Source organism: Kitasatospora sp. CM 4170, assembly GCF_032110285.1.
GTDB lineage: Bacteria > Actinomycetota > Actinomycetes > Streptomycetales > Streptomycetaceae > Kitasatospora > Kitasatospora aburaviensis.
In genome coordinates this window covers 3,130,041-3,152,407 of record NZ_CP134877.1, presented here as the reverse complement: position 1 = coordinate 3,152,407, position 22,367 = coordinate 3,130,041, and the positions used below count along the sequence as shown (strand labels likewise).

Genomic DNA, 22,367 nt, shown 5'->3' with positions numbered 1-22,367 from the left:
ACCGGCAGCCGCCCGCCGGCTGCCGGAGAGTGTCCGACAGTTCCGTTGATCCGATGGAGAGTTGATGTCAACCAAGCTCAGAAGGCTGCTGGTCGCCGTCCTGCTCGTACCGTTGCTCGGCCTCGGCGCGGCGACGCCCGCCCTGGCGCAGCCCGACCCGGGGGCGGCCACCGGCACGGCCGGCTCCGTCGCCGACGACCCCTCGGCCGACATCAAGGACCGGCTCGCGGCGATCCCGGGCATGACCGTCACCGAGGAGAAGCCCGCCGGCGACGCCGAGCACCGCTACTTCCTGCTCACCTACACCCAGCCGATCGACCACTTCCGCCCCTGGCTGGGTACCTTCCAGCAGCGGCTGAGCGTGCTGCACCGCGGCTACGACCGCCCGACCGTCTTCTACACCAACGGCTACACGCTGCGCACCACGCCGTCCCGCACCGAGCCGGCCCGGCTGACCGACGGCAACCAGGTCTCGATCGAGTACCGCTACTTCACGCCGTCCCGCCCGGAGCCCGCCGACTGGACCAAGGCCGGCATCCGGCAGGCCGCCACCGACTCGCACCGGATCATCACCGCGCTCAAGCGGATCTACCAGCGCGAGTGGCTCTCCACCGGGGCCAGCAAGGGCGGTATGTCCTCCACCTACCACCGCCGGTTCTTCCCCGACGACGTGAACGGCACCATCGCCTACGTCGCGCCGAACGACGTCGACAACCGCGAGGACTCCGCCTACACCGAGTTCTTCCAGAACGTCGGCACCCCGGAGTGCCGCGCCGCACTTTCGGCCGCCCAGCGTGAACTGCTGGTCCGCCGGGACCGGTTGGAGGCCCGGTACGTGGCCGACAACGCCGCCGCGGGCTCGACGTTCACCACCACCGGCAGCGCCGACCGGGCGTACGAGGCCGGGGTGCTCGACACGGTCTGGGCGTTCTGGCAGTACAGCACCGAGGCGGACTGCGCCAACGTGCCGCCCGCGGCCACCGCCACCGACGACCAGCTGTACGCGTGGTTCGACGCACAGGTCGGCATCACCGGCAACAGCGACCAGTCGCTCGCCACCTACACGCCGTACTACTACCAGGCGGGCACCGAGCTGGGCTCGCCCACCTTCGCCGTGCCGCACCTCAAGGGCGTGCTGAACTACGACTTCAAGGAGCTGTACTCGCCGCGGACCTACGTGCCGAAGAACATCCCGATGCGCTTCGACCCGTCGGCGATGCGCGACGTCGACCGCTGGGTGCGGCACTCCTCCGAGCGGATCATCTTCGTCTACGGGCAGAACGACCCGTGGGGCGCCGAGCCGTTCCGGCTGGGCTGGGGCAGTGAGGACAGCTACGTCTACACCGTGCCCGGCGGCAACCACGGGTCCAACATCGGCAAGCTGCCGGCGGCGGAGTCGACGGAGGCCACCGCCAAGGTGCTGGAGTGGGCCGGGCTGGCCGACCCCGCGAACGCGCGCTCGCTCGCCCAGAGCCACCGGATCCCGCCGTTCGGCCCGCTGGACGAGGAGGGCCTGAAGGTCGAGCGGGACCGCCCCTGAGGCCGGTCCCTCCGGGGCCACCCGCCGGCAGCGCGCCGGGGGGTGGCCCCTTCGCATGCCCGGCGTTCTCCTGCCCCGCGCGGGAGCGGGCGCAGGCGGGGGCGGGCGCAGGCGGGAACGGGCGCAGGAGGGGGCGGGCGCACGCGGGAACGGGCGCGGGGGAGGCACGTGCGCCCTCTCCCCGAAGCGATGAATCAGTGCTTCAATGCTTCCATGGCCTACCGACGCACGCCCGCCGTCCAAGCCCGGCTCGACGCCCAGCGCGAAGCGGTGCTCCAGGCCGCGGTCGGGCTGCTCGCCGAGCGCGGGTACGGCGGCTGCTCGATGGCTGCGGTGGCGGACCGCGCCGGGATCGCCACCGGAAGCCTCTACCAGCACTTCGCCAACAAGGCGGAGCTGTCGGTCGAACTGTTCCGTCGGGTGGTGAACCGGGAGATCGACGCCGTCAACGAGGCCGTGGCCCGCCGCGAGACCCCGGAGCAACGGATCGCCGCCGTGGTGGAGACCTTCGCCGCCCGCGCCCTGCGCGCACCGCGGCTCGCCCACGCACTGCTGGTCGAACCGGCCGATGCCGTCGTGGACGCCGAGCGGCTGGTCTTCCGGCGGGCGTTCCGCGACGTGATCGCCGCCGAGATCGCGGTCGCGCTGGCGGCCGGCCGGCTGCCCCGGCAGGACCCGGAGCTGACCGCGGCCGCGATCGTCGGCGCGGTCGGCGAGGCGCTCGCCGGGCCGCTCGCGGCCGCCCCCGCACCACGAGCACCCGACCACGCACCGGCTCGCGCCCAAGCACCGGCACCGGCGTCGGCGTCGGCACCAGCGCCGGTACCGACGGCCGCACCCACCCCCGGGGACGCCCCGCCCGACGTCGTCCCCGCCCTGGTCTCCTTCACCCTGCGTGCCCTGGGAGGACGCGATGACAGCGACGCATGAGGTCACCAACCAGGTGCCCCTGCCGTACGGACACGACACCGCCGCCGACCCGGCCCTGATCGCCGCCCTGCACCGGGCCGGCGCCGGCTGGGCCGAGGACGAGCTGCACGAGCTCGGCCGCCTGGCCGGCTCCGAGCAGGCCGCCGAGTGGGGCCGGCTGGCCAACGAGAACCCGCCCGTCCTGCGCACCCACGACCGCTTCGGGCACCGGATCGACGAGGTCGAGTTCCACCCGTACTGGCACGAGCTGATGCGCACCGCCGTCGGCCACGGCCTGCACGCCGCCCCGTGGCAGGACGACCGGCCGGGCGCGCACTCCGCCCGCGCGGCCAAGTTCCTCGTCTGGGGCCAGGTCGAAGCCGGCCACACCTGCCCGATCTCGATGACCTACGCCGCCGTCCCGGCCCTGCGCGCGACCCCCTCGCTCGCGGCCGAGCTGGAGCCGTTGCTGGCCTCCCGGGAGTACGACTTCGGGCTGCGCGAGCCGCGCGGCAAGCGCGGGCTCATCGCCGGGATGTCGATGACCGAGAAGCAGGGCGGCTCGGACGTCCGGACCAACACCACCGCCGCCGTCCCGCACGCGGACGGCACCTACCGGCTCACCGGCCACAAGTGGTTCACCTCGGCGCCGATGTCCGACCTCTTCCTGACGCTCGCCCAGGCGCCGGGCGGGCTCAGCTGCTTCATGGTGCCGCGGATCCTGCCCGACGGCAGCCGCAACCGCTTCCACCTCCAGCGGCTCAAGGACAAGCTGGGCAACAAGTCCAACGCCTCCGCCGAGATCGAGTACGACGGCGCGGTCGGCCGGCTGGTCGGCGAGGAGGGGCGCGGCGTGCCGACCATCATCGAGATGGTCAACATGACCCGGCTCGACTGCACCCTCGGCGCCGCCTCCGGCATGCGCCTGGGGGCCACCCGCGCGGTCCACCACGCGCTCCACCGGCAGGCGTTCGGCCGGGCGCTGGTCGACCAGCCGCTGATGCGCAACGTGCTCGCCGACCTGGTCGTCGAGTCGGAGGCGGCCACCACCGTCGCGATGCGCCTGGCCCAGGCCACCGACGGCGCGCTGGCCGGGGACGAGACCGAGGCGCTGGTCCGGCGGCTGGGGCTGGCGGTGAGCAAGTACTGGGTCTGCAAGCGCGGTCCGGCGCACGCCGCCGAGGCGCTGGAGTGCCTCGGGGGCAACGGGTACGTCGAGGAGTCCGGCATGCCCCGGCTCTACCGGGAGGCGCCGCTGGTCTCGATCTGGGAGGGCTCCGGCAACGTCGCCGCCCTGGACGCGCTGCGCGCCATGGCCAGGCGCCCGGAGAGCGTCGAGGCCTTCCTCGGCGAGCTGGACGCCGCGGCCGGCGCGGACCGCCGGCTCGACGCGGCCGTGGTCGACCTGCGCAAGCAGCTCGCCGACCCGGGCGAGCCGGAGTTCCGCACCCGTCGGCTGGTCGAGTCGATGGCGCTGGCCTTCCAGGGGTCGCTGCTGGTGCGCCACGGCGACCCGGCGGTGGCCGACGCCTTCTGCGCCTCCCGCCTCGGCGGCGACCACGGCGCCGCCTTCGGCACGCTGCCCGCGGGCGTGGACGCCGGGGCGATCATCGACCGTGCCCGTCCGGTGCCCGCATGAGCGGCGGACACCCGGGCGGCACCGGGCGGCGGACGGCCGGTGGGGCCGAGGCGCCACCCGGGCCGGCCACCGCCGGGCGGGCAGACGCCGCGGAGGTGGAGGCGGCCGAGGCGGAGGCGGCCGAGGTCCGGGCCTTCTGGCAGGGCCTCGGCCTGCCCGGCCTGATCGACGTGCACACCCACTTCATGCCGCAGAACGTCCTGGACAAGGTGTGGGCGTACTTCGACGCGGCCGGCCCGCTGGTGGACCGGCCGTGGCCGATCACCTACCGCGAGGCCGAGGACGAACGGGTCGCCCGGCTGCGGGACTTCGGCGTCCGGGCGTTCACCTCCATGCTCTACCCGCACAAGCCCGGCATGGCCGACTGGCTCAACGGCTGGGCCGCCGGCTTCGCCGCCCGCACCCCGGACTGCCTGCACACCGCCACCTTCTTCCCGGAGCCCGGCGCGCCCGGGTACGTGGCGCGGGCGCTCGCGGACGGCGCCCGGGTGTTCAAGGCGCACCTCCAGGTCGGCGGGTACGACCCGGCGGACCGGCTGCTCGACGAGGTCTGGGGCCTGCTGGCCGAGACCGGCACACCGGTGGTCACGCACTGCGGCTCGGGGCCCGTCCCCGGCAAGTACACCGGCGCGGGCCCGATCGGAGAGGTGCTCGCCCGGCACCCGCGGCTGCGGGTGGTGGTGGCCCACCTCGGGATGCCGGAGTACACCGACTTCCTCGACCTCGCCGAGCGGTACCCGGAGGTCCGGCTCGACACCACCATCGCCTTCACCGACTTCGCCGAGCGCGACACCCCGTTCCCGCCCGCCGAACTGCCGCGCCTGGCCGGGCTCCGGGAGCGGATCCTGCTCGGCAGCGACTTCCCCAACATCCCGTACCGGTACCGGCACCAGCTGGAGGCGCTGGAGCGGCTGGGGCTGGGGGAGGAGTGGCTGCGGGCGGTCTGCCACGACAACGCGGCCCGGCTGTTCGGGCTGCCCTTGCAGCCGGCCGGCTGACGGCCGCCCCGGCGGCGCGGCGCCCCGCCCGCCGGGCTCACGCCACGGTGGCGAGCACCCGGAGCACCTCCCCGTGCAGCCCGGGCGGGGCGGCGAGGAAGCTGTCGGAGGTGGTCGACCAGGCCGCCCCGGCGGCGTCCGTGACCACCGCCCCCGCCTCGGCGGCGATCAGCGCGCCCGGCAGCAGGTTGCCCGCGTCCATCCCGTACTCCCAGAACAGCGTCAGGTGCCCGGATCCCACCTGGGCGACCTGCAGCGCGGTCGGCCCGAGGTTGCGCACCGCCAGCACCTCGGCCAGCACCGCCGTCAGCGAGGCGCCGGCCCGGCGCAGCGCCGGCCCGTCCGCGGCGACCAGCGGCGGCTGGCTCGTCCCGGCGACGGCCACCGCGAGCTCGCGCTCCGGCGGCGCGACGGCCCGTCCGTCCAGCTCGGCCCCGCCGCCCCGCACCGCGCGGTAGGTCCGCCCGCCGAGCTGCGGCGCGTGCACCACGGCCAGCACCGCGGCACCGTCCCGGACCAGCGTGGCGGTGACCGCCCACTGCTGCTGCCCGAGCAGGTACTGCACGGCGCCGTCGGTGGCGTCGCAGAGCCACCACTCGCCCTCGGCCGGCACCGCGCCCTCCAGCTCGTCCGTCACCCAGCCCGCCCCCGGCCGCAGTTCGGAGAGCCGGGCCCGCAGTTCGGCGGCGGCCGGGCCGTCCAGTTCGGCGAAGTGCGCCATCGCCTCCGCCGCCGTCCGCCCGGGGATCGGCTCGGCCGGGCGCGCCGCCGCCAGCCGGGCGCCCACCGCGCGGACCGCCGCCTCGACAGCCGGCAGCAGCTCCCTGAGCTCCCGGACCTCGTCGTTCATCGCCGACTCCCTTCCTCGGTTCCCCGGGCCGACGGGACCTCCCCGCCGGCCGGGCTCTGTTCGATGCAGGACCAGGAGTACCGTCAGGCCTGCCGAACAGGACGCTCGAACCGGCCCGGACGACGGAGATCGGACACCATGGACCTCTCAGCTGCTGATCCGGACACCGTGCTGGACCTGCTGGACCGCCGGCTGGTCTGCGCGCTCCAGGTCGACGGCCGGGCCGGGACCGGCCGGATCGCCGAGGTGCTCGGCGTCTCCACCCGCACGGTCACCCGCCGCCTTACCCGGCTCCAGCAGTCCGGGCTGCTGCGCGTGGTCCGGATGCCCGACGTCGAGGACGCCGCGGTCGGTGCGCTGCTGCTGCGGGTCCGGGTGCTCCGCGGCAAGGTCGACACCATCGCGCGGGCCCTGGCCGACCGGTCGGACGTGCCGTTCGTCGACGTGATGCTCGGTGGCCAGGAGGTCGGCGCGGTGGTGCTCAGCGACGCCTGCTCCCGGGACCGGCTGCTGTACGGGCAGTTGCCCGCCACGGCCGCCGTCACCGAGACCACCGCCCACGCCGTGCTGCACGCCTACGCCGACGCCGGCCAGTGGCGGGCCGGCTACCTGGACGAGGCCGAGGCGGCCGCCCTGGCGCCGCCGTCCGTCCCGCGTCCGGCGGCGGGGGAGACGCCGCTCGACGCGCTCGACCGTGCGTTGCTGGCGCGCCTCGGCGAGGACGCCCGGCAGTCCCACGCCGCGCTCGCGGCGGCGGTCGGCGCGCCCGAGTCGACCGTCCGCCGCCGGCTGGACCGGCTGGCCGAGGGCGGGCTGCTGCGCACCCACACCACGATCGACCCGCCCCTGCTGGGCATGGCCGTGGACGCCAACCTCTGGCTCGACGTGCCCCCGGGCCGGCTCGCCGAGGTCGGGACGGCACTGGCCGGGCACCCCCAGGTGCACGGGGTGTTCGCCACCAGCGGCCCGGCCAACCTGATGGCCACGGTGTTCTGCGCGGACCACGGTGGCCTCTACCGCTTCGTCACCGGGACGCTCGGTCCGCTCGGCATCACCCGGGCCGAGACGGTGATCGTCGGACGGGCCGTCAAACGGGCGGGTGTCGTGCTGAATGCCGCGGGTCCGGCGAACGCGGCGAGCCGCCGGGGCCGTCGGGCCGCCGCGTCCTGACCGGCCGCCCGCCAGGGAGCGGGACGAGAGGCACCGATGACAGCGGCTCATTACCTCGGGGGTAATCGACGCCCCGCGCAGCGCCGGGCAGGGTGGAGTCATCCGGTCCGGGCGAGCGAGCAAGCGCCCGGAACCGCCGCCCGATCCACCCCGTCGACCTCCCGGAGGCTGATCCGCCATGTCCGCGAACACCGTCGCCGCCGCCCGCACCACCGCCCCCGCAGCCCGGCTGACCACCCTGCGCCGCCTGCTCGCCCTCGACGCCGTGGTCACCGGCGGCAACGGCCTCGCCTACCTCGCCCTCGCCGGCCCGCTCGGCGACCTGCTCGGTGCGGGCACCACCACGATGGTCGACCTCGGGGCCTTCCTGCTGGTCTACGGCCTCGCCGTCGGCGTGCTGGCCGCACGGCGGCAGCCGCCGGTGCTCGCCGTCCGGGCGGTGATCGACGCCAACCTCGTCTGGCCGGTGCTCAGCCTGGTGGCGATGGAGCTCTGGCTGGAGCCGACCACCGCCGGCCTGGTCTGGATCCCGCTGCAGGCCGCGACCGTGCTGGGCTTCGCCGTCCTGCAGTTCGCGGCGCTGCGCAAGGTCCGGGCGGCCGAACGCTGAAGGCCCGGCCCCGGCCGACCCGGGCTCAGCCGGTGGCGGCCGTCGTCGCGTGGAGGAAGGCGACCGTCTCCGGGTCGGCCGGGAGGAACGTCTCCATGGCCAGCTCGGAGACCGTCACGTCGAGCGGAGTGTTGAAGGTGGCGATGGTGGACAGGAACGACAGCACCCGCCCCTCGTGCGCGACCCGCATCGGCAGCGCGAACGGGAACAGCTCGGTGGCGTCCTCGCTGACGTCCTCCATCACCGGGTCCGCGGGCAGCGGATAGGCGCTGACCTCCTCGTAGAGCGCCCGCAGCGGTTCGGAGCGGACCAGTGCGATCTGCCGCTCCATCTGCTCCAGCAGGTGGCGGCGCCACTGGCGCAGGTTGACGATCCGCGGGGCGAGGCCCTCCGGGTGGAGGGTGATCCGCATCGCGTTGAGCGGCTGCTCCAGCAGGTGCGGGGCCACCCCGGCGAGCAGGACGGCGATGCTCCGGTTGGTGGCGAGCACCCGGTAGGTGCCGTCCACCACGATCGCGGGGTACGGGTCGTGCGCGAGCAGCAGGCGCTCCACCCCGCTTCGCAGCGACTCCATCGCCGGGTCGTCCAGCGGCGTCTCCCCGTACTTCGGGGCGTAGCCGGCGGCCAGCAGCAGCGCGTTGCGTTCGCGCACCGGGACGTCCAGGTGCTCGGCGAGGCGCAGGATCATCTCCTGGCTCGGCCGGGAGCGCCCGGTCTCGACGAAGCTGATGTGCCGGGCCGACGATTCGGCCTGGAGCGCCAGTTGGAGCTGGCTGAGCTGTCGCCGTTCGCGCCAGCCGCGCAGCAGCGCCCCCACACCGAGGGCGGTGTCGCCGCCTTCCGGAGTGGTGGCCGCCCCCGCCCTGCCCGGCGTCCCCGCCGAGCCCGTCGTCCTCGTCATCCCCGCCGCCCCGGTCCGTTCTCCATGACGGAGACGCTAGCCGCCGTGGATCAGACTCCGGTAGTGGATCCGGGTCGGATGATCATCAGAACCACGACCACGGCCCAGAGCAGGTTGAACACCCCGGCCGTCATCGGCAGCAGCTTCAGACCCTGGACGGCCTTGCCGTGCTCCGCCGCGTCGGCGTCGAGGTCGAGCGCGTCCACCGCGGCCTGCTGCGCGGGCAGGACGAAGAGCAGCAGCGAGAGCCCCGCGAGCGCGGTGAGCACCATCGAGACGATCAGCCAGGACTGGCCGAGCACGTCCATCACCTGGGCGACGCCGATGCCCATCACCGGGACGGCTATCCCCAGCAGCGCGTAGACCTGGGTGATCCGGTGCAGCGTGCGCAGGATCCCCGCGTCGGCCGCCCGGTCGGGCCCGCCGGCCAGTGCAGCCCGGGCCTTCCGCGGGAACATGCTGACGGCCACCGCGACGGGGCCGATGAACAGCACCGAGGCGAGGACGTGCAGGCTCAGCAGGAACTTGGCCATGGCGGGGACACCCCTTGATCCAACGGGGGCTGCGCGCCGGGGAGGCGGCACGGGCAGCCGGGGCGTGCGGTTCCGGCCCCGAGCACGCACGCTAACACCGCTTATCCGGAGGGCGTCCGTGCGGGTCGGCGGGCCGGAGAGGCGGGGGGAAGCCCTCGCGGCCCCGGGCTCCGCGGCCTCAGCCGGCCTCGGGCGTCAGGACCACGATCCGCGGCGCGGCGGTGCTCGCCGCGCAGATCACCGCGCCCCGGACGGGGTCGGTCCAGTCGACCAGGTGGAGGTCCTGGTAGCGACTGCGCAGCGGCCGGCCCGGCGGGACGTCCAGCGGCAGCGCGGAGAGGTCGACCGCGGCGAGCCCGTCCAGCGTGGTCCGTCCGAGCTTGATCAGGGACTCCTTGCGCACCCACTGCCGCAGGAAGGCCCGGCCCGGCTCGGGGTGCGCCTCCACCTGCTGCAGCTCCGCCGGGGCGAGCACCCGGCCGGCGACCTGGAGCAGGGAGCCGCTGCGCGCCGTCAGCTCGACGTCGACGCCGACCGGTCGGCGGCCGGCGGCGGCCGCCACCACGCCGTGGGTGTGCGAGAGGCTCACCTGGACGTCCGGGTGGTCCGGCAGGTAGGGGCGGCCGTGGTCGGCCTTGCGGCAGTCCGGGCAGTTCTGGGCCAGCGTGATCGTGTCGGCCGGCACGCCGAGCAGACGGGCGGCGCAGAGCCGGACCAGGATGTGCGCGGCCGTGAAGTCCAGCCGGCCGGACTCCTGCCGGAACCGCGCGGCGCGCTCGCGCTCGACCGCGGTGAGCAGGTGCTCGCCGGCCTCGGGGTGCCGCAGCACGTCCGCGCTGGCCGACACGGCGGCGATCGGGGCGTGCGGGTCCTGGTCCTCGGAAGTCATGTCCCCAACCTAACCGGAGGCGGAGGGTGCGGGACGCGTTGGCCCGTCCGGATGACTGTCGGATCGGTGCTGATGGTCCACAGGGTATGTCTCGTCCGATTTCGTGACTTATGTCGTGAATCTTCCGGAATTGATCAGGTATCAAGTGAACTGCGGGGCAGGTCGGTACGGCCTGCCCCCTTCGCGGTGCGGAGGACGTGTCGATGGGTCAGGGCAGCACCGGTACGCCGGAACACAGGACAACCGCCACCGGGGGGCCGGTCGCGGTCCGGGGGCGCCGCGCCGTCCGGATCGGGGTGGCGGCCGCGGTCGCGGCACTGCCGATGGCCGCCGTGCTGACGGCCGGTTCGGCCGCTCCGCTGGCGCCGCCGCTGGGCGCCTGCACCGGGCCCGACTGCCCGGCCACCTGGCCCACGCCCCCGCACAACGGCGACTTCGCCGGGCGGGACGCCACGGTCAACGTCTTCACCGGAGGCGACTACACGGTGACCGGCCGGGCCGCCGAGGCCGAGGGCAGGATCGTCGTGCTCGGCGACCTCACCGTGGAGAAGAGCCAGGGCGGCGGCGCCTTCAACATGGGCGTGGTGGGCGTCGGTTCGCGGGTGGTGCCGCCCGGCGGGAGCGACTTCGTCACCGTCGGCGGCGACGTGGACGTGAAGTCCGGCAACCGGATCCTCATCGGGGGCAGCGACTCCACGCACCGGGTCTTCGGCAACCTGCGCCACGCGGGCGACCTCACCGGCACGGTCAACATCGATCCCACCGGGCGGGCGATCAAGGACGCGGACGCCGCCGCGCCCTTCCGGGGGGTGCGGACCCGGATCGAGGAGATCTCCACCTGCGCCAGCAGGGCGGCCGCCACCGGCACCGTCACGGTGACGAACAGCGAGGCGACCTTCGCCGGGGACGGCACCAGCAGGCGGCAGGTCTTCAACGTCGACCGCAACCTCGGCTCGGCGACCCGGCAGATCGGCCTGGTCTTCACCGGCATCCCGGCCGGCGCCACCGTGGTGGTCAACGTCCTCCCGGACGACGCGATCATCAACACCTACACCGGTACCGGGCTGCCGGGGGACCGGATCACCGAGCTGCGCCCCGGGCTGCTGTGGAACTTCCCCACCGCCACCACGGCGCGGCTGCTGGGCGGTGCGCAGTTCCAGGGCTCCGTGATGGCCGGCAACCCGGCCTCGACCACCACCATCGCGATGCCCGGCGTGAACGGCCGGGTCTACCTGGCCGGCAACCTCGTCCAGACCGGCAGCGGCGGCTACGAGATCCACAGCTACCCCTTCGACGGGGACCTGCCGGACTGCACCGCGACGCCGAGCCCGTCGCCGACCTCGCCGTCCCCCTCCCCGACCTCGCCGAGTCCGAACCCGACCTCGACCACGACCTCGCCGAAGCCGACCACCACGTCGCCGAAGCCGACCACGACCTCGCCGAAGCCGACGTCGCCGAGGCCGACCTCCCCGACCCCCACCTGGACGAGGTCCGGCTCGTCGAGCGCCGCACCGACCGGCGCGACCACGCACCCGACCGGCCACCGCCCCACCGGCCACCGGCCGACCAGCGGTTCGCCGACCGGCGGCGCCGAACTGCCGTCGACCGGCGGGGGCAACGCCCCGGTCGTCCTCGGCCTGGCCGGCGCCGGCCTGTTGGCCCTCGGCGGACTCGGCGTTCTGGCCGCCCGCCGCCGCGGCCGGCACAGCTGAGTCGACCCCACGACGCCGGACGGCCCCTCGCCCAGCACGGGCGAGGGGCCGTCCGGTGCGTGCCCTCAGCGCTCGTCGAAGAAGCGCGCCACCGTCGCGCGCTCGGCGGCCGCTGCCGACACCGACTCGCCGACCACCCGCCCCGCCAGCTCGACGGCCAGCTCGCCCACGTCGTGCCGGAGCGTGACGGCCGCGAGCGCCTGGTCCACGGCTATCTGCGCGTGCGCCTCGGAGACCAGCCGGTCGCGCTCCCGGAGGCCCTCCTCGCGGGCGGTCGCGATGAGCGCCGCGCCCTCCTCGGCGGCCTCCTGCCGGATCCGCGCCGCCTCGTGCCGGGCGTCGGCCAGCACCTGCCGGTAGGCCTGGTACGTCCGGTCGGCCTCGTCGTTGAGCGCCTCGGCCCGCTCCAGTCCACCCTCGGTGGCGTCCCGGCGCTCGGCCTGCACCCGCTCGATCCGCGGCAGGACCTTCCGCCCGAGCAGCCAGGTCATCAGGAAGAAGCAGGCCAGGCCGACGATCAGTGCGGCCGGCTCGGGCTTCAGCGGTCCGAGTTTCTCCAGGTCCATGCATCCCTCCTATGGTCTGACGAGATGTCATGAAGGATGCTGCCCGGTCGTGTTGTGCCGAACCGTCGTGGACGGGAGGTGTGGGGGAGGTCACCGGGCGGCGGCCGGGGGACGCCCGGGAGACGGCGGAGGCCACCGGCCCGACGGCGGACACTCCGCCGTCGGGCCGGTGGCCTCCGGGGCCTTCGCGGACCCCGTGCCTCAGGTCACCTCGCCGCGGCGGGAGAAGCGCTCCTCGCGCCACTCGCCGCTCTCCAGCACCTCGGCCAGCTGCTGCGCGGCGTCCCAGACGTCGGTGTGGGAGAGGTAGAGCGGGGTGAACCCGAACCGCATGAGGTCCGGGGCGCGGAAGTCCCCGATCACCCCGCGCTCGATCAGCGCCTGCACCACCGGGTAGCCGTCGGCGTGCCGCAGGGCCACCTGGCTGCCGCGTCGGGCGTGCTCGCGCGGGGTGGCCACCTCGATCCCGTCCAGGCCCTCCACCAGGGTGATGAACAGGTCGGTCAGGGCCAGGCTCTTGGCCCGCACCGCGGTCAGGTCGGCCTGCTCCCAGACGTCCAGCGAGGACTCCAGGGCGGCCTGGCCGAGCAGCGAGGGCGAGCTGGTGAGGAAGCGGCCGATACCGTCCTTCGGGTCGTACCCGGGCTCGAAGGCGAACGGGCGGGCGTGCCCGAACCAGCCGCTCAGCGACTGCTGCGGCCCGGCCGCCAGGTGTCGGCGGGCCACGTAGAGGAAGGCCGGCGAGCCGGGGCCGCCGTTCAGGTACTTGTAGGTGCAGCCGACCGCGAAATCCGCGCCGGCCGCGCCGAGTTCGACCGGGAGCGCGCCCACCGAGTGGCAGACGTCCCAGATCATCAGGGCGCCCGCGGCCTGCACCCGGGCGGTGATGCCGGGCATGTCCAGCAGCTCGCCGGTGCGGTAGTCCACGTGCGAGAGGACGACCGCGGCGACGTCCCCGTCCAGGTGCCGGTCCAGCTCCTCCGGCGCGACCAGGACGCTGCGCGCGCCCTCGAAGAGCGCGGTCACGCCCTCGGCGATGTACAGGTCGGTGGGGAAGGCCGCGCCGTCGCCGAGCACCGTCCGGCGACCGGGGCGCAGCCGCAGCGCGGCGGTCAGCACCTTGAACAGGTTGACCGAGGTGGTGTCGCAGACCACCACCTCCTCCGGCTCGGCCCCGATCAGCGGCGCGATCCGCCGGCCCAGCCGGTACGGCTGCTCGAACCAGCCGGCCTCGTTCCAGCTGCGGATCAGCTCGCGGCCCCACTCCTCCTCGACGACCTGCCGCACCCGGCCCGGGGTGCGGGCCGGCAGTGCGCCGAGCGAGTTCCCGTCCAGGTAGACGACGCCGTCCGGCAGGGCGAACTCCTTGCGGAACGCCGCCAGCGGGTCGACGGCGTCCAGCGCCTCGCACTCCTCGCGCGTGATCATGCCCACCTTCTTGCCCACTCTCTCGCTCACAGCTCGCTCACATCTCGTCCCGGACGGACCACAGCTCGGGGAAGACGTCCTGCTCGGCGGCCTTGCGCAGCCAGCTCAGACCGCTGGAGCCGCCCGAACCCGGCTTGGCGCCCATCGCCCGCCGGACCGCCGCCAGGTGGCGCTGGCGCCAGCGGGTCACCCGCTCCGCGACGTCCAGCAGCGCCTCGGCGAGCGGCTGGAGGGAGGCGAGCTCCGGGTCGGTGTAGACCCGGCGCCAGGCCGCCTCCACCGCCGGGTCGGTCCGGTGGCGCTGGTCGGAGGGCTCGTGCGGCACGGCCAGCCCGCGCCGGGCCAGCAGGGCCAGCGCGTCGTCGTACAGGCTGGCGGAGCGCAGCGCCTCGGTCAGCTCGGCGCGCGTCTCCGGCACCTCGTCGTACATCCGCAGCAGCGCGGCGTTCTTGTTGCCGAGCAGGAACTCCAGGTGCAGGAAGGCCGAGGACTGGAAGCCCGAGGCTTCGCCGAAGACCGAGCGGAAGGCGTTGAACTCCTGCGGCGTCATGGTCGCCAGTAGGCCCCAGGACTCCACCAGCACGTCCTGGGCGTGGGTGCCCCGGCGCAGCGCGGCCAGCGCCTGCGGCAGGTCGTCCTCGCGCAGCGCCTGCTGGGCCAGCGTCCACTCGTGCCGCAGCAGGCCGAAGAGCAGTTCCATCACCTGGGTGGTGACGATGAACGACAGCTCGGCCGGCACCTTGCTGCGCGGGTTCTGCAGGCTGTGCAGTTCCGACAGCCGGGCGTAGCGCGCGTACGGGGTGCCGTGACCCGGCTCGCCGCCCCGAACGAACGACAGGTTGGGTGTCTCCACCGAGTCGTGCCCCATCCCGATCCCTCCTGATGACCCCGTCCCATGCGGGGGCCCCATTGTGCGGCGGTCACGGCCTGCTCTTGAATGGGTTCCGGGCACGGCAACCGCGCCCGAACCTGTCGTTCGCGAGGTCTTCTGGCCGATCGGCTTTACGATCGTGAAATCGCCGCCGGACGGCCGCTCCGACGGCCGCCGGAGCCCCGCGGACCTGCACCGAGAGGCCGGCCGGAGCGCCGGCCGGCCGAGACCTTCCGGGAGCCGCCATGGACGCCGTCGACCGCCGCCTGCTGGCCGAGCTGCAGGCCGACGCCCGGCTCTCGTACAACGAACTCTCCCGCCGGGTGAGCCTCTCCGCACCCGCCGTCGCCGAGCGGGTGCGCCGTCTGGAGGCCGACGGGGTGATCACGGGCTACCACGCGCACGTCGACCCCGCCCGGGCCGGGCTGCCGATCACCGCGCTGGTCCAGCTCCAGTGCTACGGGCCGCGCTGCGTGTTGCGCGATCCCGAGGTCGCCACCTGGCCGGAGGTGCTGCAGCTGCACCGGGTGACCGGTGGGGCCTGCTGCATCCTGCTGGTCGCGGTGCCCGCGATGGCGGCGTTCGAGGCGCTGATCGACCGGCTGGGCGCCCACGGGCAGCCGGCCAGCTCGATGATCCTCTCCAGCCCGGTGCCCTGGCGCCCGGTGGTCGCGCCGTAGCCCCGCGGGCGCCGTTCAGTGGCCCCCGTTCGACGGCCCCCGTTCAGTGGCCCCCGTTCGACGGCCCTCGTTCGACGGCCCGGTTCAGTGGCCCTCGGCGATGTGCACGCCGAGACCGGCCAGGCCGTTCAGGAAGAGCTCGACGCCGACCGCCGCGAGCAGCAGGCCGAGGAGCCGGGAGAGCACCTCCAGCGAGGTGCGGTGGGCGCGCTGCATCAAGGGCGCGAGCGCCGCCACGCAGAAGTAGTTGATCACCACGACCGCGACGTAGGCGCCCACCACGGTGGTCCGCCAGCCCCAGTCGTCCTTGAAGAGCGAGGCCACCAGTACCGCGGTGATCGCCAGCGGGCTGGCGATGTAGGGCAGCAGCAGTTCGCGGAGGCCGTCCACCATCGGGTTGCGCAGGTGCTCGTCCTCCTCGTCGTCGCCGGCGCCCAGGTGGATGCCCAGGACCAGCGCGACGGCGTAGATGAAGAAGATCACGCCACCGGCGAGCTGGAGCGACTGGTCGCTGATGTGGAACAGCGAGGTGACGAAGTCCGCGGTGTAGGCGAGCACCAGCCCGATCACCGCCGAGATCACGGTGGACCAGGCCGCCAGCCGGCGCAGTTCCCGGGTGGTGCGGGTGCCCGCCAGCCGGGCGAAGGAGAGCAGGACCTTCGGCGGTCCCACCACGGCGAAGAAGGCGATGAAGGCGCTGCTCAGGTTGAAGACGAACATGTGCCAAGGATGGCCGGGATGATCATCGGAGCTGGACTGCCACGCCCTCGGAGCGCAAGGTGGCCAGGATCGCGTCGAAGTAGTCGAGCCGCCGCTCGCCGATGACGACGCTGCCGGTCAGGTGGCGCCGGGCCGTCCCGGCGTCCTCCCAGACCAGCGTGAACGGGGGCGCGGGGCCGAAGCCGCCGTGCAGGCAGTCGGCGAGGGCGTCGAGGTTGGAGCCGTAGTAGCCGCCGGGGCCGTTCAGCGCGGAGCCGAGGGCGGTGTAGAAGGCGGCGCGGTCGGTGATCCCGCTGCCGTCCAGGACGTAGACGGGCGGTTCGGGCCGGGTGACGCTCATCGGCTCGCTTCCTGGTTGCGGCGGTATTCCTCGATGACTCGATGTTCGCCCGGATGGCGGTCCCGGGTCGAACCGGCACGCCCTTTCGGCTGCTATGGAAACCGGATCACCCTCCGCTGGAACGAGGATTCGACATGTGTCTCAACCGTAAGGACCTGGGCCTGCTGGCCCTGCGCGGCGCCGTCGGCGGGGTGCTGATCGCGCACGGCACCCAGAAGTTGTTCGGCTGGTTCGGGGGCGGCGGCCTCGACGCCACCGCCCAGGCGATGGAGCACATGGGCTTCCATCCGGGGCGCCAGAGCGCCGTCGCGGCGGGCCTCGGCGAGGCGGGCGGCGGCGCCCTGCTGGTGGTCGGGCTGGCCACGCCGGTGGCCGGCTCCGTGGTGGCCGGGACCATGGCCGGCGCCGTCGCGGTGCACGCCCCGGCCGGCTTCTTCGTGACCTCCGGGGGCTACGAGTACCCGGCCTTCCTGGGTGCGACCGGCCTGGCGCTGGGCCTGGCCGGTCCGGGACGGTACTCGCTGGACCACTGGAGCGGGCACGCCTTCGACCGCCCGTGGCTGGGCGCGCTGGCCTTCCTCTCCAGCGCGGCCGGGGCCTACGGCGTGGTGGCCCGGCGCCGGCACGTGATGCGGCTGCGCGAGGAGCGGGCCGCCGTGGAGTCGGAGGCGCAGGAGGGCTCCGGGCTGTCCTGATGCCGCCCCGGAGGGCGGGGAGGCCCCGGACGGGCTCCGGGGCCTCCCGCACGGTCCTGTCCGGCCGGACAGGACCACGTCCCCGGCCGGTCCGCCGGGCCGCCTCACCCGGATGCGCCGCCCTGCTGGCGGACCCGGCCGGGGGCCCCGAGGGTGGGGCGGGAGGCGTGCCGGGCACCCCCGGCGCCGAGCAGAGACGAGGACCCGATGGACCGCCAGCCGGACCGCCAGACGTTGACCGGGGCGCCCCGCCCCGCCCGCACCACCGTCGCCGACGTGACCGCCCCGGTGGTCCGCCGCCCGCGGCGCGCCGTGGCCGGCGTGCTGGCCGCCGCCGTGCTCGGCGCCGCGGCGCTGGCGGGCTGCTCCTCGGACGGCAAGGCGAGCAGCGCCGTCTCCTCAGTCGCCGGCGCGGTCGAGTCCGGCCTGTCCGCCGCCGCGTCGGCCGCCGCCTCCGCCGCGGCCTCGGCGGCCTCCTCGGTGGCGTCCTCGGTGGCGAGCGGGCTCTCCTCGGCGGCCGCGTCCGCGGCCGCGTCGGCCGAGGCGGCGGCCTCCTCGGCGGTCGCGAGCGTCAAGGGCGGGCTGGACGCCAAGGGCGACGTCACCGCAGGCGCGGTGACGATCGGCTCGGACGGCAAGGCCTCGGTGCAGCTCACCGTGAAGAACAGCGGGCAGCAGGCCAACCGGTACGTGATCCAGGTCAACTTCACCGACGGCTCCGGCAACGTGCTGGACGCGACGGCGGTGACCGTTCCGGACGTGGCGGCCGGGCAGAGCGCCCAGGCCACCGCGACCAGCAACCGCAACCTCACCGGCACGGTCAAGGCGGAGGTGGCCAACGCCGTCCGGTACTGAGCCCGGGAGCGGTGGAGACCCGGTGCGGTACCGGACCCGGCGCGGTACCGCACCGCAGGTCGGCGGGGGGGCCGGGGAGCGGGGCGGGGGAGCGGGCCAACCTTAAGGGCGGCTCAAGGCGGACCGGCACCCCTTGACGGGGTAGTTGGTCTAGTCCATTTTAGTGCCCAGGTGCAGGGAGCCCCTGAACCGGCGTCAGCGGTCCGCCGCCGGCGCCGGTTCGGCATATCCCGGTGTCCGTCAAGGCATGTACCCGCTCGATTCCCTCCCCCGTTCTGTCATGTCCTGGTCGTGCGGCCCCACCCCGTACGTGTCCCCCAGGGCCGACGGAATCCCCCACAGACCAGGAGTCACGCACCCATGCTCCGTTCACGCATCGACCGGGCCGGCAGCCCGGCCCCGGAGCCCGGCCGCCGCCGGCGCCCGAAGAGCCTGGCCGCCCTCGCGGCCGGGACCACCGCCTCCCTGCTGCTCGGCGCAGGCCTCGCCCTCGGCGGGGGCGGCGCGGCCAACGCGGCCGTCACCAACTCCACCGGCGCGCCCGCCACCAGCGGCGGCATCAAGGTGGCCTACTTCGACCAGTGGTCGATCTACGCGAACGCGTACTACCCCAAGACGATCCAGGACACCGGCGTGGCCGGGAAGCTGGACTACCTGATCTACTCGTTCGCCAACATCCACCCGACCGACCTGGGCTGTTTCGAGGCCACCAAGGCCGCCAACCAGGACGACAACAACCCGAACGCCGGCGACGGCGCGGGCGACGCCTTCGCGGACTACCAGAAGAGCTTCGGTCCGGACATCTCGGTGGACGGCGTCGGCGACGTCTGGGGCCAGCCGATCGCGGGCAACTTCAACCAGCTCAAGAAGCTGAAGGCGAAGAACCCCAACCTCAAGATCCTGATCTCGCTGGGCGGCTGGACCTACTCCAAGTACTTCTCGGCGGCGGCCGCCACGGACGCCTCGCGCAAGCACCTGGTCTCGTCCTGCATCGACATGTTCATCAAGGGCAACCTGCCGACCGACGCCGGCTACGGCGGCCCGGGCTCGGCGGCCGGCGTCTTCGACGGCATCGACATCGACTGGGAGTACCCGGGCGGCGGCGGCCACACCGGCAACCTCTCCAGCCCGAACGACAAGCAGAACTTCACCCTGCTGCTGAAGGAGCTGCGCGAGCAGCTCGACGCCCAGGGCAGGGCCGACGGCAAGACGTACGCCACCGCGGCGGCGGTCGGCGCCGGCCAGGACAAGATCCGGAACGTCGAGACCGACAAGATCGGCCAGTACCTGACGTTCCTGGACATCATGACCTACGACATGCACGGTGCATGGGACGCCAAGGGGCCGACCAACCACCAGGCCCCGATCTACTCCGGCCCGGACGACCCGATGACCCCGGCCGCGCCGGGCCACGGCAAGTACTCGGTCGACGCCGCGATCAAGGCCTACACCGCCGGCGACGCCGACTACGGCATCCCGGGCGGCTTCCCCGCGAAGAAGATCAACGTGGGCGTGCCGTTCTACTACCGCGGGTGGACCGGCGTCCCGAACAACGGCCGCAACGGCCTCTTCCAGTCCGCCACCGGCCCGGCCGCCGGCGCCTCGATGTCCGGCAGCGTGCCCGGCATCCAGATGTACAAGGAGCTGGCCGGCTTCGTCGACAACCCGGCGAGGACGTTCTGGGACGACACCGCGAAGACCACGTACTTCTACGACGGCACCACGTTCTGGAGCGGTGAGGACGCCCGCTCGATCCAGGCCAAGGTGGACTACGCCCACTGCAACGGCCTCGGCGGCTCCTTCGCCTTCTCGCTCTACGACCTGGGCACGAAGACCGCGCTGTTCGACAAGATGGTCGAGGCGACCAACGGCTCCGCCGCGGGCTGCCCGGCCGCCCCGACCACGCCGCCGACGACCCCGCCGACCACCCCGCCCACCACGCCTCCGACCACGCCTCCGACCACGCCTCCGACGACCCCGCCGACCACGCCGCCGACCACCCCGGCCGGCTGCGCCGGGGCCCCGGGCTGGGACGCGGCCGCCACCTACGCGACCGCCGGCACCAAGGTCTCCTGGAAGGGCCACTACTACACGAACAAGTGGTGGACCAAGGGCGAGGACCCCACCACCACCGGCCAGTGGGGCGTCTGGACCGACAACGGTTCCTGCTGACGCGGCACTGAGCCGATGAGGGCCTGACGGACCCTCGCACCGAACGAGTCCGGCCCGCCGGGGAGCTGCTCCCCGGCGGGCCGGACCGCTGTCGTCCCCGGGCTCCGCAGCGTCGCCGGGGTCGGCCCCGGCAGGACGGTCAGTCCAGGTCCGCGGTGCGCCCGAGGGCGTCCGGCTGGGACTCCTCGATCCGCCGCAGCATCCGGGCCAGCTGGTGGGAGAGGACAGCGCGCTCCTCGCCGGCGAGGTCCTGGAGCAGCTCCTCCTCGAAGACGGCGGCCATCCGCATCGACTCCAGCCACTTGTCGCGGCCGTTCTCGGTCAGCTCGATGATCACCCGGACCCGGTTGGTCTCGTCGCGCTCCCGGGTGACCAGGTCCTCGGCGACCATCCGGTCGATCCGGTGCGTCATCGCCGCCGGGGTGAGCCCGAGCCGCTTGGCCAGCTCGCCCGGACCCAGCCGGTACGGGCTGCCGGCGACCACCAGGGCCTTGAGCACCTCCCACTCCGCGGAGGTGATTCCGAGCACAGTCAGCTGCCGGTCGTAGGCGACGCCCATCCGCCGGGCGACCCGGGAGAGCGTCTGCACGATGGTCTCCACCTGCGGGTCCACGGTGGGGAATTCCCGCTGGTAGACGGCCACCTGCTCGGCGATGCCCAGCTCTCGGGCGGTGGCCGGCGCGGGCTTCTCTGCAGTCATGCGGACCAGTGTCGCACGCGGGGTGCACCCCTTAAGCCTTTGACTCCTCACTCTTCCGGTGCTAAGACTATATCTCGCAAGACTTTAGCTCTTAAATCTTCTGGTCTTAAGAGTGTCCAGTGAAACAGTGAAGGGGTGTGCACGGTGGCCGGCACGGTGAAGCAGCAGAGGCAGCAGACGCGCGGGGCGGGCCCGCTGCGCCGCGTCCAGATCGGGAACGCACTGAGCGCGTTCGGCAGCGGGTTCACGATGCCGTACATGTTCGTGTACGTGGACCAGGTGCGGGGGCTGGGCTCGCTGGCCGCGGGGATGGTGTTCACCGTCTTCGCGCTGGCCGCGCTCGTCGTGCTCCCGTTCACCGGCCGCGGCATCGACCGGTACGGCCCGCGCCCGGTGCTGCTGGCCGGCGCCGCCCTGGCCGCCACCGGTGCGTTCGCCTTCGGCCACGCCACCGGCACCCCGGCCCTGCTGGTCTCGTCCTTCCTGTTCGGCGCGGGTGTCACCACCTGCCAGCCGGCGCTGGCCACGATGATCGTCCGCTGCTCGACCGCGGCGACCCGCGCGCACGCCTTCGCGCTGCAGTTCACCCTGGTCAACCTGGGGATGGGCATCGGCGCGCTGGTCGGCGGCCAGATCGTCGACGTCGCCGACCCGGCCAGCCTGACCCGGCTGTTCACCATCGAGGCCGCGACCTTCCTGGGGCTGGCCCTGGTCACCGGCACCGCACGGATCCCCAACGCCGCCCCCGTCCTGGTCCAGGAGAAGGCGGACGGCCCGCAGGGCCTGCGCGCCCTGGTCGCCGACAAGGCGATGCTGCGGCTCTGCGTGCTCGCCGGTCTGATCTTCTTCACCTGCTACGGCCAGTTCGAGTCCGGCGTCGCGGCCTTCGCCACCGACACCGTCGGCACCGCGCCCTCCACCCTGGGCATCGCCATCGGCGCCAACGCGCTGACCATCGTGGTGCTGCAGATGTTCATGGTGCGGATCACCGCGCGCCGCCGCCGCACCACCGCGATGGCCGCGGCTGGCGTGGTCTGGCTCGGCGCCTGGGCGATGGCCCTGGTCGCCGGCCTGATCCGGACCGAGACCATGGCCGCCACGGTCGCGATCGTCTCGATCTACGCCCTGTTCGGGGTCGGCGAGTCGCTGCTCGCCCCCACCATGGGCCCGATCGTCGCCGACCTCGCCCCGGCCCGCCTGCTCGGCACCTACAACGCCGGGTACGCCCTGGTGAAGCAGATCGCGATCGCGGTCGGCCCGGCCGTCGGCGTGCTGCTGGTCGGCTCCGGCACCTGGCCGCTCTACCTGGCGGCGATGGCCGGCTCCACCCTGCTGGTCGTCGTCCTGGCGCTGCGCCTGCGGCCGCACCTCACCGCGGCCCAGGACAACGCCCCGGCCCCGGCCCCGGCCCCGGTCCGCGCCCTCCCGATCCGGGAGCTGCAGACCGCCGCGTGACGGCCGCCGCGCCACGCCCCGTACGGCAGTGCGACGGGCGCCCACCAGGTCACCTGGTCGGCGCCCGTCGCGCTTGGTTTCCCGACGAGCGGCACATAGTGTCGGTTGCTGTTGACCGCCCGGCCCCGGCCGGC

General features: G+C 74.0%; 22 protein-coding genes. 12 read left to right on the top strand and 10 right to left on the bottom strand.

The window, feature by feature from the left end; genetic code table 11:
- Window positions 1-64 precede the first annotated feature (64 nt).
- The 4 genes from RMN57_RS12875 (at window position 65) to RMN57_RS12860 (ending at window position 5,086) form a co-directional block, all read left to right on the top strand.
- Window positions 65-1,540, top strand: a complete 1,476-nt coding sequence (locus tag RMN57_RS12875) for a S28 family serine protease (protein ID WP_313763543.1) — start codon at window positions 65-67, stop codon at window positions 1,538-1,540.
- Window positions 1,541-1,753: 213 nt separating this feature from the next.
- Window positions 1,754-2,470, top strand: coding sequence for a TetR/AcrR family transcriptional regulator (locus tag RMN57_RS12870; RefSeq protein WP_313763542.1), 717 nt, complete (start codon window positions 1,754-1,756; stop codon window positions 2,468-2,470).
- Complete coding sequence (locus tag RMN57_RS12865; RefSeq protein ID WP_313763541.1) at window positions 2,454-4,088, top strand: acyl-CoA dehydrogenase family protein; 1,635 nt, start codon at window positions 2,454-2,456, stop codon at window positions 4,086-4,088. Before RMN57_RS12870 ends, RMN57_RS12865 begins: the two co-directional genes overlap by 17 nt.
- Window positions 4,085-5,086 carry an amidohydrolase family protein gene (locus RMN57_RS12860; protein WP_313763540.1) on the top strand — a complete coding sequence of 334 codons (1,002 nt, stop codon included), beginning with the start codon at window positions 4,085-4,087 and terminating at the stop codon, window positions 5,084-5,086. Before RMN57_RS12865 ends, RMN57_RS12860 begins: the two co-directional genes overlap by 4 nt.
- A 37-nt stretch (window positions 5,087-5,123) precedes the next feature.
- On the opposite strand, the gene RMN57_RS12855 is transcribed toward RMN57_RS12860, so the two are convergent.
- Window positions 5,124-5,936, bottom strand: a complete 813-nt coding sequence (locus RMN57_RS12855) for an inositol monophosphatase family protein (protein ID WP_313763539.1) — start codon at window positions 5,934-5,936, stop codon at window positions 5,124-5,126.
- Window positions 5,937-6,074: 138 nt separating this feature from the next.
- Between RMN57_RS12855 and RMN57_RS12850 the strand changes: the two genes are divergently transcribed.
- A complete protein-coding gene (locus tag RMN57_RS12850) occupies window positions 6,075-7,106 on the top strand; it encodes an Lrp/AsnC family transcriptional regulator (protein WP_313763538.1) in 1,032 nt (343 codons plus the stop codon).
- Between the two features lie 178 nt (window positions 7,107-7,284).
- Window positions 7,285-7,716 (top strand): hypothetical protein, encoded by a 432-nt coding sequence (locus RMN57_RS12845; RefSeq protein WP_313763537.1) that lies wholly within the window; start codon window positions 7,285-7,287, stop codon window positions 7,714-7,716.
- 25 nt (window positions 7,717-7,741) lie between these two features.
- On the opposite strand, the gene RMN57_RS12840 is transcribed toward RMN57_RS12845, so the two are convergent.
- The 3 genes from RMN57_RS12840 to RMN57_RS12830 all read right to left on the bottom strand — a co-directional run bounded on the left by RMN57_RS12840 (window position 7,742) and on the right by RMN57_RS12830 (window position 10,039).
- Window positions 7,742-8,617 carry a helix-turn-helix domain-containing protein gene (locus RMN57_RS12840; protein WP_313763536.1) on the bottom strand — a complete coding sequence of 292 codons (876 nt, stop codon included), beginning with the start codon at window positions 8,615-8,617 and terminating at the stop codon, window positions 7,742-7,744.
- A gap of 50 nt (window positions 8,618-8,667) precedes the next feature.
- Window positions 8,668-9,150 (bottom strand): DUF2269 family protein, encoded by a 483-nt coding sequence (locus RMN57_RS12835; RefSeq protein ID WP_313763535.1) that lies wholly within the window; start codon window positions 9,148-9,150, stop codon window positions 8,668-8,670.
- Between the two features lie 178 nt (window positions 9,151-9,328).
- Window positions 9,329-10,039 carry a 4'-phosphopantetheinyl transferase superfamily protein gene (locus tag RMN57_RS12830; RefSeq protein WP_313763534.1) on the bottom strand — a complete coding sequence of 237 codons (711 nt, stop codon included), beginning with the start codon at window positions 10,037-10,039 and terminating at the stop codon, window positions 9,329-9,331.
- Between the two features lie 203 nt (window positions 10,040-10,242).
- Between RMN57_RS12830 and RMN57_RS12825 the strand changes: the two genes are divergently transcribed.
- Window positions 10,243-11,751 (top strand): choice-of-anchor A family protein, encoded by a 1,509-nt coding sequence (locus RMN57_RS12825; protein WP_313763533.1) that lies wholly within the window; start codon window positions 10,243-10,245, stop codon window positions 11,749-11,751.
- A 65-nt stretch (window positions 11,752-11,816) separates the two neighbouring features.
- Here the strand turns inward: RMN57_RS12825 and atpF are convergent, their stop codons facing one another.
- From atpF to RMN57_RS12810, 3 genes are all read right to left on the bottom strand, one after another.
- Complete coding sequence (gene atpF, locus RMN57_RS12820; RefSeq protein WP_313763532.1) at window positions 11,817-12,317, bottom strand: F0F1 ATP synthase subunit B; 501 nt, start codon at window positions 12,315-12,317, stop codon at window positions 11,817-11,819.
- A gap of 201 nt (window positions 12,318-12,518) precedes the next feature.
- Window positions 12,519-13,745, bottom strand: a complete 1,227-nt coding sequence (gene kynU, locus RMN57_RS12815) for a kynureninase (protein ID WP_380236273.1) — start codon at window positions 13,743-13,745, stop codon at window positions 12,519-12,521.
- A gap of 37 nt (window positions 13,746-13,782) precedes the next feature.
- Entirely contained in the window at window positions 13,783-14,613 is an 831-nt protein-coding gene (locus RMN57_RS12810; protein WP_313763530.1) for a tryptophan 2,3-dioxygenase family protein, read from the bottom strand.
- 248 nt (window positions 14,614-14,861) lie between these two features.
- Here RMN57_RS12810 and RMN57_RS12805 point away from each other — a divergent pair, with 248 nt between their 5' ends.
- Window positions 14,862-15,296: an Lrp/AsnC family transcriptional regulator gene (locus tag RMN57_RS12805; protein WP_313763529.1), complete on the top strand. Its 435-nt coding sequence runs from the start codon at window positions 14,862-14,864 to the stop codon at window positions 15,294-15,296.
- An 84-nt stretch (window positions 15,297-15,380) separates the two neighbouring features.
- On the opposite strand, the gene RMN57_RS12800 is transcribed toward RMN57_RS12805, so the two are convergent.
- Together RMN57_RS12800 and RMN57_RS12795 are read right to left on the bottom strand one after the other, a co-directional pair.
- A complete protein-coding gene (locus RMN57_RS12800) occupies window positions 15,381-16,016 on the bottom strand; it encodes a MarC family protein (protein ID WP_313763528.1) in 636 nt (211 codons plus the stop codon).
- Window positions 16,017-16,038: 22 nt separating this feature from the next.
- Complete coding sequence (locus tag RMN57_RS12795; RefSeq protein ID WP_313763527.1) at window positions 16,039-16,356, bottom strand: barstar family protein; 318 nt, start codon at window positions 16,354-16,356, stop codon at window positions 16,039-16,041.
- Window positions 16,357-16,490: 134 nt separating this feature from the next.
- Between RMN57_RS12795 and RMN57_RS12790 the strand changes: the two genes are divergently transcribed.
- The 3 genes from RMN57_RS12790 (at window position 16,491) to RMN57_RS12780 (ending at window position 20,078) form a co-directional block, all read left to right on the top strand.
- The gene (locus RMN57_RS12790; protein ID WP_313763526.1) at window positions 16,491-17,051 is read left to right on the top strand and encodes a DoxX family protein; all 561 of its coding nucleotides are present in this window, start codon (window positions 16,491-16,493) and stop codon (window positions 17,049-17,051) included.
- A 207-nt stretch (window positions 17,052-17,258) separates the two neighbouring features.
- The gene (locus RMN57_RS12785; protein ID WP_313763525.1) at window positions 17,259-17,906 is read left to right on the top strand and encodes an FxLYD domain-containing protein; all 648 of its coding nucleotides are present in this window, start codon (window positions 17,259-17,261) and stop codon (window positions 17,904-17,906) included.
- Window positions 17,907-18,266: 360 nt separating this feature from the next.
- A complete protein-coding gene (locus RMN57_RS12780; RefSeq protein ID WP_313763524.1) occupies window positions 18,267-20,078 on the top strand; it encodes a glycosyl hydrolase family 18 protein in 1,812 nt (603 codons plus the stop codon).
- Between the two features lie 139 nt (window positions 20,079-20,217).
- Here the strand turns inward: RMN57_RS12780 and RMN57_RS12775 are convergent, their stop codons facing one another.
- The gene (locus RMN57_RS12775) at window positions 20,218-20,778 is read right to left on the bottom strand and encodes a MarR family transcriptional regulator (RefSeq protein ID WP_313763523.1); all 561 of its coding nucleotides are present in this window, start codon (window positions 20,776-20,778) and stop codon (window positions 20,218-20,220) included.
- A 156-nt stretch (window positions 20,779-20,934) separates the two neighbouring features.
- Here RMN57_RS12775 and RMN57_RS12770 point away from each other — a divergent pair, with 156 nt between their 5' ends.
- The gene (locus tag RMN57_RS12770; RefSeq protein WP_313763522.1) at window positions 20,935-22,233 is read left to right on the top strand and encodes an MFS transporter; all 1,299 of its coding nucleotides are present in this window, start codon (window positions 20,935-20,937) and stop codon (window positions 22,231-22,233) included.
- Window positions 22,234-22,367 lie beyond the last annotated feature (134 nt).